Origin of the sequence: Phocaeicola oris (assembly GCF_021295095.1) — a bacterium.
Taxonomy (GTDB): Bacteria; Bacteroidota; Bacteroidia; order Bacteroidales; family Bacteroidaceae; genus Phocaeicola; species Phocaeicola oris.
This window is the reverse complement of the sequence record NZ_JAJLQX010000006.1, coordinates 28,089-44,615: the sequence shown is the minus strand read 5'-3', so window position 1 is coordinate 44,615 and position 16,527 is coordinate 28,089. Positions and strand designations below refer to the sequence as shown.

Below are 16,527 nucleotides of genomic sequence, written 5' to 3'. Positions count from 1 at the left end.
TATTTAGATTAATTCTATTTTATATCGTTAGCAGGTTTGTCTTTTTTCCCGAAAAGTGAGAAATGGACATAACGTTTCGGATGGTTTTTCAAATCCTGAAGTAAGGAGGCCGCATTAGCTGTTGTCCTGTTTAAATTATCGTATACGCCGGTATCATTTAAAAGTAATCCCAATGTGTTATCCTGACGGTTCATTTTTTCTGTGAGTAATTGCACGTTGGCTAACGTGGCGTCTACCTTATTAAGGGTGGAAGCGTAATCTATTTTTTTCAGATTATCCGAAATGGCCGCAAAATTGTTGGTTATATGCGACAGGTTACCGGTAATGGCAGGGATATCATTCGAAAGTAATGTGTTTAGTTTGATGGTTGTGGCAGTCAAGTTTGATGTAATCTGATTGGCATTCTTTAGCGTTCCCGACAGTGCCGGATCATTGATCAACGTATTCAACGATGCCAACAGTGTGTCGAGTCTTTCCATCGTCACCTGCAACTTCGGCACCAGCTCTTTTTGCGCTATGTCCATCAGTCCTTGGTTCAGTCTGCCTGTCAGCGTATCACCGCTTGCAAGGTATTTACTGCGATTAGCCGGATCTACAATGATATTCATTTTTACACCACCCAGTAGCTCTGTTACTAATTCTCCGTAGCTTCCTTCCGGAATGCGTACACTTTTATCGCATTTTACTTCAATGTATGTCTTGCCAAGTTTTTTATAATCGAAGTTGATGCTTTGCACCAGACCAATTTGGTAGCCGTTGGCGAAAACCGGACTGGAAAGGGTGACACCGGCAACATTGTCGAATGAAACATAGTAATGGTTCGTCACCTTGAAGAGGTTGATGCCCTTCAGATAATTGATGCCGATAATGAGACAGGCGAATGCTACGATGGCAAGTAATCCTATCTTAATTTCTTTTCTCATATATACTTATTTATTTCGGTTTCTTTTGAATTCATTGATGGCCTCGTGCACATTCACCTTCTTTCCGTTCTTCGTGGCAATGATGAACGCGTCTTTGAATTTGGCACGTACTTCCTTGAAAACTTTATATACTTTATTATAATCGGCGTTCTCACCGTATGTGTACTTATATATGCCATCTTCTTTATAATAGTTCACCGGAGAAAGGCCTTTGAACTTGGGATTTCCCTTTGAAAGTTTTTCCGATGAAATATAAAATTGTATTTTGAAAATTGGTCTGTCTGTATCCGATACGGCAACCGGAGTCGTTTTGATAATTTTCTTTTGTGCCGACCGGTCTATAGCGGTATCGGGAGTGATGATTTCGGTTGTGCTGTCGTTGGTTGGGCTTTCCACAGTCTCCGGCTGTACAGGAACATAGATTGCGTCGGGGATAGATTTATCATGTGATTCTGCGTCATGTTCCTGTTTATAGCTCACGAAAGCATTATATATACTGTTGGCTAAAGCTGATGTCCCTGCGTCGGAAAGCAAATAATTTTCTTCTGTGGGAGAAGAGATGTAGCCTAATTCTATCAGTACGCTTGGCATATACGTTTCGCGTAGCACCAAAAAGCCAGCCTGATGGACACCTTTGTCCGGTCGTTTCGCGTAGTTACGGAACTGTTTTTGAATAAGTGTGGCCAATCGGACACTTTGTTTCATATATTTGTCTTGTATGAACTCGAAGATGATATAGCTTTCCGAAGAGTTCGGATTAAAGCCGGCGTATCGTTGCTGATAGTTGTCTTCAATAAGAATAACGGAATTCTCACGCTTTGCCACATTCAGATTGTCGGCCGTGCGATGCAGACCGAGAGTATAAGTCTCTGCGCCCTGTGTTGACTGGTGTCCTTTGGGCATGGAGTTGGTATGAATGGATATGAACAAGTCGGCTTTTGCTTTGTTGGCAATGTCGGCACGTCCGTTCAGGGTTACAAACACATCTTTTTTACGAGTATAGATTACTTTCACATTCTTGCAATTGCGTTCAATGAGCTTACCTAACTTTAAAGCGACTACCAGATTGATTTCTTTTTCTTTTCCTTTACGTCCTATTGCTCCGGGGTCATGACCTCCATGGCCGGCATCAATGACGACAACAAAATCTTTTGCTTCAGCTGTTGAACAATGAAGTGAAGCGGTTAGGCAGAGAAGCCCTACAAGTAGTATTTTATGCAGTACTTTGAATTTCATTCTTTTACGCGCTGCAAAGGTAATTATTTTAATTTATAAAATTCAAGATGTTATATTAATTGTTGTTTAACAATATCTTCAATTAAAAAATAAATAAAAAAGTCCTACTATTTGAGAGTGGTATAGGATATACTTTCTGTTTTTTGTTGTAATTTTGCAACACTTTAACGGACAAAATGAAGCACAAGGCACTATTATATCATATCATTGCCATACTCACGGTTGTCATCTGGGGTGTTACGTTTATCAACTCGAAGATTCTATTGAATCAGGGTCTTCAGGCACACGAACTATTTCTTGCTCGTTTCTTTCTGGCATACATCTGTATTTGGTTTATTTCTCCAAGAAAGCTTTTTGCTGTCAATTTAAAAGATGAGTTTTTACTATTTTTGCTGGGAATAACCGGTGGGTCGCTTTATTTCGTAGCCGAAAATACGGCTCTCACTTATACGCTCGTGAATAATGTCTCGTTTATCGTATGTAGTTCCCCACTCATTGCTACGCTCATGGCCATCGCCGTATATAAAGAGGTAAAGGCGACTGTTATGTTGATGGTAGGTTCTGTTATTGCGTTGATAGGAGTGGGAATGGTTATTTTTAACGGGCATTTTGTGCTGAAATTGAATCCGATAGGAGATGTTTTAGCACTTACGGCGTCTGTTGCTTGGGCGGTGTACAGTCTGCTTATCAAGAAGTTATCTGGTCGTTACAGTGCTGTGTTTATCACTCGGAAAGTGTTTTTCTACGGCATTATGTCTGTATTGCCTATTTTTATTTTTATGCCTTGGCAGTTTCCTTTGTCTGGATTCTTTCGTCCGTCAACGTTGGTCAATTATCTGTTTTTGGCGGTCGTAGCCTCTTTCATCTGTTTTTTAGTGTGGAGTTGGGTGATTAAAAAGTTAGGAGCCCTTCGCGTAACCAATTACATCTATTTAAACCCTGTCAGTACGATGATTGCTTCGGCTATTTTTCTTCACGAACCCATGAATATTATTTCTTATATTGGTTGTTTTCTTATTCTTGCCGGTGTTTTCTGTGCCGGAAAGGGAACAAAGGCATAAGCAACTTATGAGTAGATGAAATCATGCGGATGAATCGTTTAACTCATGCGGATAATTTATTTGTTTCACATAGGTGAAACAAGTGAATCACATAGGTGAAACAAATGAATCACATAGGTGAAACGAAAAAATTTTCTGATGAATTAGCTCGTTCGTCGGTATTACTTCATCCGATTATCAAATCACCGGATCAGCTTTTCTATATCGGTCAGTATGCTTTAAATAAAAGCAAATGAGATTTTATAGTTTATTAACTAAAATATTTAGCTAACAAACTAAATTATTTAGTTTATTTGCAAAGAGAAAATATGGAAAGATGAAAAGATTAACAGCAAAAGAGGAAGAAGCAATGGAATTTTTCTGGGAGAAAGGTTCCATGTTTGTGAAAGATTTGGTTCAGTTATATCCCGACCCGAAACCACATGTAAATACGGCATCTACTGTGGTTCGCGGACTTGACGAGAAGGGATTTCTGAAGCATCGTGTATATGGCAATACTTATTTGTACGAGGTGGCCATTACACGCGATGAGTTCAAGAAAGGTACGCTGAAGAATGTCATTAGTAAGTACTTCAACAATTCTTATTTGGGAGCTGTGTCATCGCTGGTGAAGGCAGAAGATTTATCGGTGGATGATTTGAAACAGTTGATTCATGAGGTAGAAGAGTCGAATAAAAAGAAGTAAAACGATGGGAGCATTCTTTGTATATATGCTGAAAACAGCTGTCTGCCTTGTTGTATTTTATCTGTTTTACAGGTTATTGCTCAGCAAGGAAACGTTCCATCGGTTCAATCGTGTTGTACTGTTGGCAATGGTGGTGACTTCGTGTATCATTCCTTGTATAGAGCTGACAGCATATTACTCCACCGACTTGAATCGGTCGCTTCTTACATTCGAAGAAATGATGGAGTTTCAGCATACTGAAGTGATAGAAGAGGAGACTCCTGTCTTTCATTGGCAGAGCATCGTGCTGTCTGTTTACTTTTTGGGTGTAGTGTTTTTTGCTGTATATAAGCTGATTTCCTTGATTCAGATGTTTCGTCTGTTCCGGAAAGGGGAATGTATGAGCGATGCTGATGGGGTGAAAGTTTTAGTCTACAATGACGAACGTTTTTCTCCGTTTAGTTGGATGAATTACGTCGTTTTGTCGCGTAAGGATTATGCAGAGAATGCATCGACGGTAATCACACACGAGAAAGCTCATATCCACATGCGTCATTCTATTGATATTCTGATAATCGACATTTGTATTGTACTCCAGTGGTTTAATCCGGCCATTTGGTTGTTAAAGCAGGAGTTGCAGAATATTCATGAGTACGAAGCCGATGAAGCGGTGATTCGTAAGGGGGTGGACGCAAGAAAATATCAATTATTATTAATAGAAAAAGCTGTCGGCACAAGGCTCTACTCTATGGCCAACAGCTTCAATCATAATTCATTAAAAAAACGAATTACTATGATGTGTAAAAGAAAATCAAACAAATGGGCTATGTTGAAGTGCTTATATGTACTTCCATTGGCAGCTCTTGCTGTGACTGCTTTCGCCCGTCCGGAGGTTTCTTCAAGTCTGAATGAAATTTCCAACAGCAAAGTTAGTGAAATTTCCGATTTAATCAAGTCGGAGAGTGTAAAAAATGAAGTAGTTAAAGAAGATACCTCACAAGTTTTTCGGATTGTAGAGGAAATGCCGGAATATCCCGGAGGAACGGACGCGTGTATGAAATTCCTTGGGGATAACATTAAGTATCCTGAGAATGCGAAGAAGAATGGCATTGAAGGCAGGGTAATAGCTCAGTATATCGTGGGGAAAGATGGTGAAATTTCGAATATTCAGATTGTAAGAGGTGTTGACCCGGAGATAGACGCAGAAGCAAAACGGGTGATAGCTATGATGCCTAAGTGGAAACCGGGGAAGCAGAGAGGGCAGAATGTGAGAGTATATTACACTATTCCTGTCACTTTCCGTTTAAATAAAAACAGTGATGCTGTGAATAGACAGACTTCCGGCTCTACTCCTCAGGTTGTTTCCCCCGATCAGGAATTCACAGTAGTAGAGGAGATGCCGAAATTTCCGGGTGGACCATCTGCTGCGCAGGAATATTTGGCAAAGAATGTGAAGTATCCTGCTGAGGCCTATAACAAAGGTATCCGAGGACGAGTGATTGTTCAGTATGTGGTAGAAAAAGACGGCAGTATCAGTAATGTGAAGGTTGTAAGAGGTGTTGATCCACTGCTCGATGCTGAAGCTGTTCGCGTGATAAAGAGCATGCCTAAATGGGAACCGGGAAAGCAAAGAGGGCAGAACGTGAGGGTAAAATATACCATGCCGGTTACTTTCAGCTTGCAATAGGAATGTTTTGTAATAATTTTGGTCGCTATACTATTAGAATATATGCATAATATACGTTTTATAATCAGCGCAATATTTTTATATTTTTCTTTTTCTGTCGCTATACCGGCACAGAGCACGAAGCAATTAGGAGATAATGAGCAATATACTATATTGATTGCCAAGGCTGATTCATGTTATATGCGACAGAATTATGAAGATGCTAAGCGTTTCTTTGCCAGTGCATTTCAAATAGAAAATTGCGTTCAGAACAATCATTTATATAATGCGGCCTGTGTTTATGCGTTGACGGACGATAAGGATGGAGCTTATTACTTTTTGAATGAGAGACTGAAAAGGGATACGGAATGGTATATATCCGATTTTGACGCAGACAAGGACTTGATGTCTCTTCATGAGGATAGCAGGTGGGCTGTATTTGCCAATGAAATGCTGATACGTAAAACTAAGCATGAAGCTGATTATGATATCCCTTTGCGTAAAGAATTATTGGAGATAGGCAGATCAGATCAGTGTATCCGTTATGAATTGATGGCACATTCTCAGCGGCACGCTGATGACAAGGCTATGGCAGATTCTTTATTCAAAGTACTTTTGCGAGTGGATAGTTTGAATCAGAAGAAAATATGTAATATTTTGGATACCAGAGGATTCGTAGGAAAAGATAAAGTGGGCGAAGCCTGTGAAGTATTCTGGTTGGTGATACAACATTCTCCGGTTGAGTTGCAGAAGAAATACTTGTCGCAATTTCGTATTGCAGCAGATAAAGGTGAAATTGCACAAGCTCATGTGGCCATGATGGAGGATCGTATCAATGTGTTTGAAGGAAAACCGCAGAAATATGGATCTCAACTGAAAGAGGGCAATGATGGAAAGATGCGTCTTTACAAATTGCAGAATCCTGCAAAAGTGGATGAATGGAGAAAGTCAGTCGGCATGATTCCGTTAGCGGAATATCTACAGACGATGGGAATTGTAAGAGGAAAATAAATCCTTGTTCGATTATCATTTTCAGTTTTATCGTTCATAAAGTAAGAGTAAAACTATATCTGATAATCTGTATAAAAGGAATTATAGCGGTTTAAGAAGTTAGTAATAGAATATGAAGGAGACAGGACTTGTGAAGGTCCTGTTTTTTGTTATATAAGTTAGTGGATAGTATCTTTTATATACTGTAGAATCTCTTTTTTCTGTTCCGGATGGAACCAATGAATGTCCGCATCGCGTTTAAACCATGTCATTTGTTTTTTGGCATAAATGCGGGTATTTCGTTTAATTTTCTCAACTGCGGTTTCTAACGGCCATTGCCCGTCCAAGTAAGCAAAGAGTTCCTTATATCCTACCGTATTCAGTGAGTTCAATTCTTTATATTTATAAACGCGTTTGACTTCATCAAGTAAACCATCATCCATCATCTCATCTACTCTCCGGTTGACGCGGTTGAACAGTTCTGCACGTTCTCTGTAGAGTCCGATTTTAATGATGCGGAACGGACGTTTCTTTATCTGACCAGTGAGAAAGGAAGAATATGGTTTTCCTGTCATATAACAAATTTCCAGCGCATGGATTACCCGCTTCTGATTTTCTAAATCTACCTTATTATAATGTATCGGGTCAAGAAGTTTCAGTTCATCACGCAGTTTTTCCAGCCCTTCCTTTTGATACTTCTTCATCATCATTTGTCGTGTTTCATTATCAACAGTAGGAATCTCATCAATACCTTTGCATACTGCGTCAATATACATCATGGAACCACCGGTAAGCAGTTGTATGTCGTGTTCTTTAAATAGGTTGTCAAGAAGTTTTAGTACATCCGATTCGTATTGAGCGGCACTGTAATAGTCTTTTAAGTCGAGTATTCCCACAAAGTGATGCTTTGCCATGGCCAATTGTTTGGGCATGGGCGCAGCTGTTCCAATTTTCAAATCTTTATAAATCTGTCGGGAGTCGGCAGAGATGATATCGGTTTGAAAAGTATCAGCGATTGTCAGACTGAGATCAGTCTTGCCAACCGCTGTAGGTCCTATAAGAACAATAAGATTTTTTATGTCGTTCTTAATTAATAGTTAGAATCATCATACGGATTACCTTCACTGATATTGAAGCCATCCAAATCAAGCTCATCATCATTAAAATCCTTGTCGCCGTAAAGGCTGTCATCCAGATCATCATTATCCATCCGATTCTTTAATGTTTTTTCCATCGCGGTCTCAAAGTCAACGGTTTGAATGGGAGCTTTGCCTTCCTTTCGGGCTATTTCAGCTTTAAGAAGATCTTTTCCGGGGATAATTTCAGAAAGTTCAATAAAGAGTGAACGTTCGGTCAGCGGATCGAATACATAAATCAGTTTTTGCTTTTCATCTTCCACCAAATCATTGATTTTTGTATCCTTCATAATGAATACATCCTCTTCTGAAGAACTTTTTCCCATATCTTCTAAGGTAATTTCTTCACGTTTTTCCCAGTCGTCCTCACAAATAAAGAAGGAAGTCATCTGGTCATCTTTGTAACCACATGCTTTCAGTATGGCTTTATGAAAGTCATAGAAAGTAGCATCAGCATCTATTTTAATTACTCTGACAAAATCGTCAACTTCGTCGGAGAGTATTGTAAATTTGTAAACCATACTTTAATACGTTATCTGTTTGTTTTAGGTTATTTTATAATGCCTCTTTCTGATTTTTCTATAAATGAAATGATATATTCTATTTCCTTACTCATCGGAATTTCATGGCGTACCTCATGGAGTGCATCCGATACGTTTTGTCCGCTCTGATAGATCAGTCGGTAAGCGTTATGGATATTCTCAATCAGTTCGTTAGAGAAACCGTGTCTGCGTAATCCTACCAGGTTAATGCCTGAGTATTCAATAGGCTCCCTCCCTGCAATAATATAAGGAGGAATATCTTTGCTGAATCTGCATCCCCCCTGAATCATGACAAAACTCGCTACATGGCAGAACTGATGCATGAGCACGTTGGCGCTAACAATGGCATCGTCGTCAATAATAACTTCTCCACCCATCTTGGTAGAATTGCCAATGATACAACGATTCCCTACAATGACATCGTGGGCGACATGAGCACTTTCCATGAGTAAGTTGTTGCTGCCAATTACTGTTTTACCTTTAGCGACAGTACCACGGTTGATGGTCACGTTTTCACGGATACGGTTGTTATCGCCAATCTCTGCAGTTGTCTCTTCACCTTTGAACTTTAAGTCTTGTGGAATGGCACTGATGACTGCGCCGGGGAAGATTGTGTTTCCGTTTCCAATTCGGGCACCATAAAGGATGGTAACATTGGCCATTATAACATTATTGTCGCCGATGACAACGTTCTTGTCAATAAAACAAAAAGGACCGATCTCTACATTTTGCCCGATTTTTGCGTCCGGATCAATATAAGCTAAAGGACTAATCATTACATATCTATTTTATTTTTTAGTAATCTGAGCAGTGAATGTTGCTTCACATGCTATTTTTTCTCCTACAAATCCATAGCCTTTCATCGAGGAAATGCCATGACGGATAGGTGCTAATAATTCAACACGGAACAGGAGAGTGTCCCCCGGTACTACTTTCTGGCGGAACTTGACATCGTCAATTTTCAGGAAGTAAGTAGAGTAACGTTCGGGATCGTCGAGAGAATTCAATACGAGTACGCCACCACATTGTGCCATCGCTTCTATTTGAAGCACTCCCGGCATGACAGGTTCGTTGGGGAAATGTCCCTGGAAGAATGGTTCGTTGGCAGTGACATTTTTCACACCTACAATATAATTAGCACCCATAGCAATGACTTTATCAATCAATTGGAATGGGTAGCGATGAGGCAGTAACTGACGAATTCTGTTGTTGTCAATTACCGGTGATTCGTTCATATTATATATAGGTGCCTGAATCTCGTGCAGTCGAATCTCCTTACGCATACGACGGGCAAATTGATTATTGATGGTATGTCCGGGGCGGGTTGCTATGATTCGTCCGATAATAGGCTTCCCTATCAGTGCCATATCACCGATGATATCAAGTAATTTATGACGTGCAGGTTCGTTATCCCAAACCAAAGGATCATTATTGATGTATCCTATTTTAGTAGCGTCTTTATGCTGAACCCCCATCACGTCGGCCAGTTTATCGTAATTCTCCTGCGTCATCTCTCTCTCGTAGATAACAATTGCGTTGTCCAAGTCTCCACCCTTGATAAGACCGGCATTTAGCAACGGTTCTATTTCACGAACGAAGACAAAGGTACGTGCAGCCGCTATCTCAGTAGGGAATTTTTTCATATCCTCCAAGGTAGCGTATTGGTTTGAAAGTATTTTTGAGTCGTAAGAGATTAATGCATTGATACTGAAACTGTCATCCGGTAAGACGATAATGGAAGATCCTTTTTCTTCATCTCGAAATTCAATTTTCGATTTGATAATATAGAAGTCCTTAACAGCACTCTGCTCTACCAGTCCGATGCGCTGGATAGCTTCTACGAAGTATTTTGCGCTACCGTCCAGAATAGGGAATTCCGGGCCATTTACTTGAATAAGGCAGTTGTCTACGCCTAAGGCATAAAGTGCAGCCATGGCATGCTCGATGGTACTGACTTTTACTCCATTTTTCTCAATTACAGTGCCGCGGGTAGTATCTACTACGTTTTCGGCTACTGCATCTATAGTAGGCTGACCGTCAAGGTCAATTCGTTGAATCTTATACCCGTGGTTGTCCGGTGCCGGATTAAAGGTCACCGTATAGTTCACTCCCGTATGAAGTCCTTTCCCGTTTAAAGAAAAACTTCCTTTCAACGTCTGCTGTTTCAACATGGGGTTCATTTTTTTATTTGTTCTTTTAATGTATCTATTTCTTTTTTCAAATCGGCTATTTCTTGAGCCATTTCAGGAAGATGCTTGAAATAAATAGATGACTTTACAAAATTCTTCGCCTCAATAGCCGGAGAGCCAATGATGGTTACTCCCGATTTTGTATTTCCGGTGATGCCGGCTTGCGCCCCGCAGTTCACTTTGTCACCTATCTTGATATGTCCGGCCATTCCTACTTGACCTCCAAACATACACCACTCTCCAATCTTAGTAGAGCCTGCGATGCCTACTTGAGCGGCCATAACGGTATGGCTGCCTATCTCCACATTGTGAGCCACCTGAATAAGATTATCCAGTTTCACTCCTTTGTGAATGACTGTCGCGCCCATTGTTGAACGGTCAACGCATGTATTTGCGCCAATCTCCACATCATCCTCTATTATGACAATTCCAATCTGAGGAATCTTATCGTATCCTTTCTCATTTGGAGCAAATCCGAATCCGTCGGATCCGATAACGCAGCCGGCATGAAGAATACAATTGTTTCCCACGCGACAATCATGGTAGATGGTTACACTCGGATAAAGTATGGTGTTGCTGCCTACTTTTGCGTTCTCGCAAATAGTGACATGCGGATAGATTTGTGTATTATCGCTTACCTCAGCCCCTTCACCGATAGAGGCAAACGGACCAATATATACATCCTTGCCAATCTTTGCGCTTGCGGCAATAGATGCCAACGGACTGATTCCTTTCAGTTTTGGCTTGCTTGCTTCATACATGTTTAGTAGTTGTGCCAGACTATCGTATGCATTGACTACCTTGATGAGTGTAGCTTTCACCTCCTGTTCCGGAACGAAATCGTTGTTAACCAACACAATGGTGGACTGGGTCTCGTAAATATAATGGGTGTACTTTGGATTAGCTAAGAAAGAGATAGCTCCGGGGATACCTTCTTCAATCTTTGCAAAAGTATGAACCTTTGCGTTCTCATCTCCTACAATGGTTCCCTGAAGATATGTAGCAATTTGTTTGGCTGTAAACTCCATAATTCCAATAAAACTTATAATGACAAGTCGTTTTTTAACCCATCAATAGGGCTTTTTTGTTAACTATGCAAAATAAATCTTTTTTTTTAAGATTTTCGTAATAATATCTTTTTATTTAAGTAATACTAACTTTTAAAACAGATTATCTGTCTTTTTGGCAATTAAAGGATAGCTTTTAGCTGATCTGCCATCTGTTCTTGAACCTTCTTGGCTGCTATACTTGCTGCTTCGGCAAAACAGGGCGACTTATCGGCATAGATAATGGCGCGACTTGAATTAACTATCAGTCCGCATTGCTTATTCATGCCGTACTTACATACATCTTCCAACGAGCCTCCCTGCGCTCCAATGCCCGGGACCAACAGAAAGTGATTTGGGACTATCTTGCGAATATCTTCAAACGCCTTACCCTGAGTGGCTCCTACTACATACATCATTTTCTCGTTGTCAGCCCATTTTTGTGATTTGCGTAAAACTTTCTCAAACAGATATTCACCATCTTTATCTTTTGTCAGTTGGAAATCGTGAGAACCTTGGTTACTCGTCAGAGCCAATAAAACAACCCATTTGCCTTCGTATGTCAGAAATGGAGATACACTGTCTTCTCCCATATACGGAGCTACAGTGACGGCATCAATGTCCATCTCTTCGAAGAAGCTGCGTGCATACAGTGCCGATGTATTGCCTATATCTCCGCGTTTTGCGTCAGCTATGATAAAATGACTCGGGAATTTGTCCTTTAAGTATTTGATAGTCTTTTCAAAACTGCTCCATCCTTTCACTCCCATACTCTCGTAGAAAGCCAGATTAGGTTTGTAGGCAATACAGTAAGGTGCTGTAGCATTTATAGTTTCACGATTGAAAGTGAAGATAGGATCTTCGTCGTGCAGCAGATATTCCGGAATTTTTTTAATATCGGTATCCAGTCCTACACACAGGAAAGATTTCTTCTGTTTTATCTGTTCAAATAAGCCTTCTTTATTCATACTTCAACTGATTTAAAGTTCGTTTTCTTTCATTCGTTCCGCGTTTTCGGCTACAATCAGATGATCGATGCAGTCTTGAATACTTCCGTCCATAAACGCGTTCAGGTTATATATGGTATAGTTTATCCGATGGTCGGTGATACGACCTTGCGGATAATTATATGTGCGTATTTTTGCTGAGCGGTCGCCTGTCGATACCAGCGTCTTTCTTCTGCTGGCGATGTCATCCAGATACTTCTGATGTTCTTTATCGTAGATAAATGTACGCAGACGTGCCAGAGCTCTTTCTTTATTTTTCGGCTGGTCGCGAGTCTCTGTACATTCTATCAGAATCTCTTCCACCACTCCGGTATTAGGGTTTTTCCAATTATAACGCAAACGTACTCCTGAGTTTACTTTGTTCACGTTCTGTCCTCCGGCACCACCGCTTCGGAAGGTATCCCATTTTATTTCTCCCTCATTGATGGATACCTCAAATGGTTCCGGTTCGGGAAGGACAGCTACCGATGCGGCCGATGTATGTACTCGCCCTTGGGTCTCGGTGACCGGTACTCGTTGGACTCGGTGTATACCCGATTCATATTTTAAGGTTCCATATACCTTTTCTCCCGATATAAAGCAGATAATTTCTTTATAGCCTCCTACAGCTCCTTCGCTGGCACTTGACACTTCCAGTTTCCAACCTTTCATTTCGCAGTATTTGGCATACATTCTGAACAGATCACCGGCAAAGAGAGCTGCTTCATCACCTCCGGTTCCGGCACGAATCTCCAGATAAGCATTGCGGTCGTCGGTAGGGTCGGCAGGAATCAGTTGCAGCTTGATGGCTTCTTCAAGTTCGGGAATACGCTTTTCACATGTTGCTACTTCTTCGTGTGCCATCTCTTTCATGTCGGCATCCTGTTCGTTAAGCAGAATGTTCTTTGCCTCTTGCAGTTCGTCCAAATACTGCATATATTCTTTCCGCATGTCCATCAGCTTCCCCAGATCCTTATATTCTTTGGTAAGCTTTACATAACGTAACTGGTCGGCTATTACTGCCGGATCGGTAATCAATGTGGTCATCTCCTCATAACGTGGAACCAATCCGTTCAATTTCTCAAGTATGTTATTCCCGTTTGCCATTAATATTTGAATGTTCCAAATTCACTTTTGATAATCAATTCTTTCTTTTTACTCTCTTCAATGTGTCCGATGATTTGCGCGTCAATATGGAAACTCTCGCTGATTTCGATTACTTCCTTTGCGTATTCGGGCGAAGTGTAGACTTCCAAACGGTGTCCCATGTTGAATACTTTATACATTTCCGCCCAATCGGTTTTACTTTGTTCTTGAATAGTTTTGAAGAGCGGGGGAACAGGGAAAAGATTATCCTTGATCACTTTACAATTCTCACCTACAAAGTTCATCACTTTGGTTTGTGCGCCGCCTGAACAATGCACCATGCCATGTATATGCGGGCGAATGGCTTCAAGCAACTGTTTTACTACGGGTGCATACGTACGGGTAGGAGAGAGTACCAACTTGCCTGCGTCTAACGGACTGCCTTCTACAGAGTCGGTTAATCGTAACCCACCACAGTATACCAATTCTTCGGGAACAGCTTGATCGAAAGTTTCCGGATATTTCTTTGCCAAGTATTTGGCGAATACGTCATGACGGGCTGAAGTAAGACCGTTGCTGCCCATCCCTCCATTGTATCCTTTTTCGTACGAAGCCTGTCCATACGATACCAAGCCTATGATAACATCGCCCGGACGGATGTGTGAGTTGTCAATGACATCACTTCGTTTCATACGGCAGGTCACTGTTGAGTCTACAATAATGGTACGAACCAGATCGCCTACATCAGCGGTTTCACCACCGGTAGCATAAACTCCGATGCCTAAGTTACGAAGCTCGGCCAATAACTCGTCTGTACCGTTGATAATGGCAGAGATTACTTCTCCCGGAATGAGCATTTTGTTTCGTCCTATCGTGGAAGAAACCAAGATGTTATCTACTGCGCCTACGCAGATCAAATCGTCAATGTTCATGATGAGCGCATCCTGAGCGATACCTTTCCATACACTCATATCGCCTGTTTCTTTCCAATAAGCGTAAGCTAAGGACGACTTGGTTCCGGCTCCATCGGCATGCATGATGTTACAATACTCAGGATCACCGCCCAAAATGTCAGGAATAATTTTACAGAAAGCTCCGGGAAAGATACCCTTGTCAATGTTCTTGATAGCGTTATGCACGTCTTCTTTGGAGGCAGAAACACCTCTTGCCATATATCGTTGATTACTCATGAGTAAGTATATAAATTTCTTTAGAATGCAAATTTAATGATATTTTTCGTTCTGACCTTGGAATTTACCAAGAATTGCATCCCTTTATTTCAAGATTGTTCCTATCAAGCTGTCTTTTCCGTTGCTATAAATAAAGCGCACCATGTAGAAGCCTTTTTTTATCGACTGAATATCGAGTGTTTGCTCATAGATGTAGCGAATTACTTCAATGCCCGATGCCGTAGTGACGGATACGTATTTCACTTCTGCTTCCTCAGGAAGTGTCAGGCTGTCTCCGTTGTTTAGTATCGGCAGATCGTTTTTACCGCTTTTATTCAGTTCCAGCGGAGCACTCTCGTTGCCATACCGGTCGGCAGCTGTTACGCACAGATAGCGCTTCCGCAACCAAGGTTGAACCGGTTGATAGAGGTAGTTTGTAGTCTTCAGATTGGTTTCTATCAGATTCTTTACATCGTTAATGTCCACGGGATAGGTGTTCGATCCGTACAAATGGTAAACTACCGGCTGATCACTATTATCGACCGATGCCGACCAGTTGAGCATCTGTCCGTTATCTTGATTCTTTATACTTCCGTTACCGGGAGTGGAAGGAGCTTTGTCGTCTATCCATGTCATCGGCGGAACAAGTGCCGGAGTAACGTATATACATTCCTGTATCTCGTCCAATAATTGCTTGGTATTGTCGAGTAGGAACTTATTTCGGAAGTATGCCTCTCCGTCGAGTTTCACATCGCGAATAAAGTGAACCTGACGTATAATTTCTTCGAGCGGCCAATTTTGTTCGGTCAGGAAATAGATGCCTAATCCGGGAATAATCCATCGTCCGTGGCTGTTTTCTTTCCAATCGAGAGCGAACGGATAGAAGTTGTTATCTTTGAAGTAAAGCATCGGAAACAGCGCGTCCTGAATGCCTTCGCGCATCCATTGCTGTGCATCCTGATAGACTGCGTTGAGTGCGTTCCATCCATGTGAAGAGTAGCGTTTTAAATCTTGATACTTGCCTACAGGTGAGCTGCTTACTTTCACCCAAGGTTTGATGGCTTTGACATCTTTATATAATTTCCTTATTATTTCTGTGATATTGTCTCTACGCCATTGTGCCAGATTCTTTCCTTTACCCAGTCGTTTAAATGTATCGTTGTCGGGGAACTTCGAATTTTCAGGGTAACGTATATAATCGAAGTGTACGCCATCTATGTCATAGTTGCGCACTACCTCGGTCACCAGACTTGACAGATATTCTTTTGCCATCGGATTTCCCGGGTCCAAGAACCATGCCCCTTTGTAATGTTTGCAAATAAACCGATGATTACGTGCTACCGATTTGTTCCCTAATGAGCGTACTTGTCTGTCGTTACCGCATGGAATAGTTACGAACCAACCGTGCAGTTCCATATTGCGTTTATGACATTCTTCTATGGCGAAGGCCAACGGGTCATAGCCGGGGTCTTTTCCTACATGTCCTGTCAGGCACTCACTCCACGTTTCTATGTTCGATCGGTAAATTACGCTACCGCGGACACGCACTTGAAAGAGTACCGTATTAAAATGAGCAGCTTGTAAACGGTCGAGAATATCTATGAGTTCCTGTTTCTGACGACGTATGCCTTCTTTCCCATTTGCTTTCGTTGTCGGCCAGTCCATACCTCCCAGCGTAGTGAGCCACGTAGCTCGTATCTCATATTTTGGTTGGGCTGGCAGCGGAAGTGATGTTAGTATTAAGAATAATATGATGGTAAGATGTTTATACATTTCTGTTATATTTTGGTTGCAAAGATAAAAACTTATCATATAATTTGTTACTTTTGTCAC

At 41.2% G+C, this 16,527-nt stretch carries 15 protein-coding genes; 4 read left to right on the top strand and 11 right to left on the bottom strand.

Annotated features, from left to right (window positions below; all coding sequences use genetic code 11):
* Positions 1–14: 14 nt before the first annotated feature.
* Positions 15–923: an MlaD family protein gene (locus LO761_RS04550; protein WP_272817150.1), complete on the bottom strand. Its 909-nt coding sequence runs from the start codon at positions 921–923 to the stop codon at positions 15–17.
* A 6-nt stretch (positions 924–929) separates the two neighbouring features.
* The gene (locus LO761_RS04545) at positions 930–2,159 is read right to left on the bottom strand and encodes an N-acetylmuramoyl-L-alanine amidase family protein (RefSeq protein ID WP_272817149.1); all 1,230 of its coding nucleotides are present in this window, start codon (positions 2,157–2,159) and stop codon (positions 930–932) included.
* Positions 2,160–2,335: 176 nt separating this feature from the next.
* On the opposite strand from LO761_RS04545, the gene LO761_RS04540 reads away from it, so the two are divergent.
* The 4 genes from LO761_RS04540 to LO761_RS04525 all read left to right on the top strand — a co-directional run bounded on the left by LO761_RS04540 (position 2,336) and on the right by LO761_RS04525 (position 6,561).
* A complete protein-coding gene (locus LO761_RS04540) occupies positions 2,336–3,220 on the top strand; it encodes a DMT family transporter (protein ID WP_272817148.1) in 885 nt (294 codons plus the stop codon).
* A 316-nt stretch (positions 3,221–3,536) separates the two neighbouring features.
* Positions 3,537–3,905: a BlaI/MecI/CopY family transcriptional regulator gene (locus tag LO761_RS04535; RefSeq protein WP_272817147.1), complete on the top strand. Its 369-nt coding sequence runs from the start codon at positions 3,537–3,539 to the stop codon at positions 3,903–3,905.
* Positions 3,906–3,909: 4 nt separating this feature from the next.
* Entirely contained in the window at positions 3,910–5,571 is a 1,662-nt protein-coding gene (locus LO761_RS04530; protein WP_272817146.1) for a M56 family metallopeptidase, read from the top strand.
* Positions 5,572–5,613: 42 nt separating this feature from the next.
* On the top strand, positions 5,614–6,561 hold the full coding sequence (locus LO761_RS04525; RefSeq protein ID WP_272817145.1) for a DUF6624 domain-containing protein: 948 nt from the start codon (positions 5,614–5,616) through the stop codon (positions 6,559–6,561).
* A 158-nt stretch (positions 6,562–6,719) separates the two neighbouring features.
* On the opposite strand, the gene miaA is transcribed toward LO761_RS04525, so the two are convergent.
* The 9 genes from miaA to LO761_RS04480 all read right to left on the bottom strand — a co-directional run bounded on the left by miaA (position 6,720) and on the right by LO761_RS04480 (position 16,467).
* Complete coding sequence (gene miaA, locus LO761_RS04520; RefSeq protein WP_272817216.1) at positions 6,720–7,619, bottom strand: tRNA (adenosine(37)-N6)-dimethylallyltransferase MiaA; 900 nt, start codon at positions 7,617–7,619, stop codon at positions 6,720–6,722.
* 11 nt (positions 7,620–7,630) lie between these two features.
* Positions 7,631–8,197, bottom strand: coding sequence for an IS1096 element passenger TnpR family protein (locus LO761_RS04515; RefSeq protein ID WP_272817144.1), 567 nt, complete (start codon positions 8,195–8,197; stop codon positions 7,631–7,633).
* 29 nt (positions 8,198–8,226) lie between these two features.
* On the bottom strand, positions 8,227–8,994 hold the full coding sequence (lpxA, locus tag LO761_RS04510) for an acyl-ACP--UDP-N-acetylglucosamine O-acyltransferase (RefSeq protein WP_272817143.1): 768 nt from the start codon (positions 8,992–8,994) through the stop codon (positions 8,227–8,229).
* 12 nt (positions 8,995–9,006) lie between these two features.
* Positions 9,007–10,389, bottom strand: a complete 1,383-nt coding sequence (locus LO761_RS04505; RefSeq protein ID WP_272817142.1) for a bifunctional UDP-3-O-[3-hydroxymyristoyl] N-acetylglucosamine deacetylase/3-hydroxyacyl-ACP dehydratase — start codon at positions 10,387–10,389, stop codon at positions 9,007–9,009.
* A 5-nt stretch (positions 10,390–10,394) separates the two neighbouring features.
* On the bottom strand, positions 10,395–11,435 hold the full coding sequence (gene lpxD, locus LO761_RS04500) for a UDP-3-O-(3-hydroxymyristoyl)glucosamine N-acyltransferase (protein ID WP_272817141.1): 1,041 nt from the start codon (positions 11,433–11,435) through the stop codon (positions 10,395–10,397).
* A 161-nt stretch (positions 11,436–11,596) separates the two neighbouring features.
* Positions 11,597–12,421, bottom strand: a complete 825-nt coding sequence (gene pyrF / locus LO761_RS04495) for an orotidine-5'-phosphate decarboxylase (RefSeq protein WP_272817140.1) — start codon at positions 12,419–12,421, stop codon at positions 11,597–11,599.
* 12 nt (positions 12,422–12,433) lie between these two features.
* Positions 12,434–13,546 (bottom strand): peptide chain release factor 1, encoded by a 1,113-nt coding sequence (gene prfA, locus LO761_RS04490; protein ID WP_272817139.1) that lies wholly within the window; start codon positions 13,544–13,546, stop codon positions 12,434–12,436.
* Complete coding sequence (locus tag LO761_RS04485) at positions 13,546–14,715, bottom strand: AIR synthase-related protein (RefSeq protein ID WP_272817138.1); 1,170 nt, start codon at positions 14,713–14,715, stop codon at positions 13,546–13,548. Before LO761_RS04485 ends, prfA begins: the two co-directional genes overlap by 1 nt.
* 84 nt (positions 14,716–14,799) lie before the next feature.
* Entirely contained in the window at positions 14,800–16,467 is a 1,668-nt protein-coding gene (locus LO761_RS04480; RefSeq protein WP_272817137.1) for a glycoside hydrolase family 10 protein, read from the bottom strand.
* Between the last annotated feature and the right edge of the window lie 60 nt (positions 16,468–16,527).

Bases quoted from the DNA above. Each gene is read 5' to 3' on its own strand.
- LO761_RS04550 (WP_272817150.1), bottom strand. From the start codon at position 923: ATGAGAAAAGAAATTAAGATAGGATTACTTGCCATCGTAGCATTCGCC.
- LO761_RS04545 (WP_272817149.1), bottom strand. From the start codon at position 2,159: ATGAAATTCAAAGTACTGCATAAAATACTACTTGTAGGGCTTCTCTGC.
- LO761_RS04540 (WP_272817148.1), top strand. From the start codon at position 2,336: ATGAAGCACAAGGCACTATTATATCATATCATTGCCATACTCACGGTT.
- LO761_RS04535 (WP_272817147.1), top strand. From the start codon at position 3,537: ATGAAAAGATTAACAGCAAAAGAGGAAGAAGCAATGGAATTTTTCTGG.
- LO761_RS04530 (WP_272817146.1), top strand. From the start codon at position 3,910: ATGGGAGCATTCTTTGTATATATGCTGAAAACAGCTGTCTGCCTTGTT.
- LO761_RS04525 (WP_272817145.1), top strand. From the start codon at position 5,614: ATGCATAATATACGTTTTATAATCAGCGCAATATTTTTATATTTTTCT.
- LO761_RS04515 (WP_272817144.1), bottom strand. From the start codon at position 8,197: ATGGTTTACAAATTTACAATACTCTCCGACGAAGTTGACGATTTTGTC.
- lpxA (WP_272817143.1), bottom strand. From the start codon at position 8,994: ATGATTAGTCCTTTAGCTTATATTGATCCGGACGCAAAAATCGGGCAA.
- LO761_RS04505 (WP_272817142.1), bottom strand. From the start codon at position 10,389: ATGTTGAAACAGCAGACGTTGAAAGGAAGTTTTTCTTTAAACGGGAAA.
- lpxD (WP_272817141.1), bottom strand. From the start codon at position 11,435: ATGGAGTTTACAGCCAAACAAATTGCTACATATCTTCAGGGAACCATT.
- pyrF (WP_272817140.1), bottom strand. From the start codon at position 12,421: ATGAATAAAGAAGGCTTATTTGAACAGATAAAACAGAAGAAATCTTTC.
- prfA (WP_272817139.1), bottom strand. From the start codon at position 13,546: ATGGCAAACGGGAATAACATACTTGAGAAATTGAACGGATTGGTTCCA.
- LO761_RS04485 (WP_272817138.1), bottom strand. From the start codon at position 14,715: ATGAGTAATCAACGATATATGGCAAGAGGTGTTTCTGCCTCCAAAGAA.
- LO761_RS04480 (WP_272817137.1), bottom strand. From the start codon at position 16,467: ATGTATAAACATCTTACCATCATATTATTCTTAATACTAACATCACTT.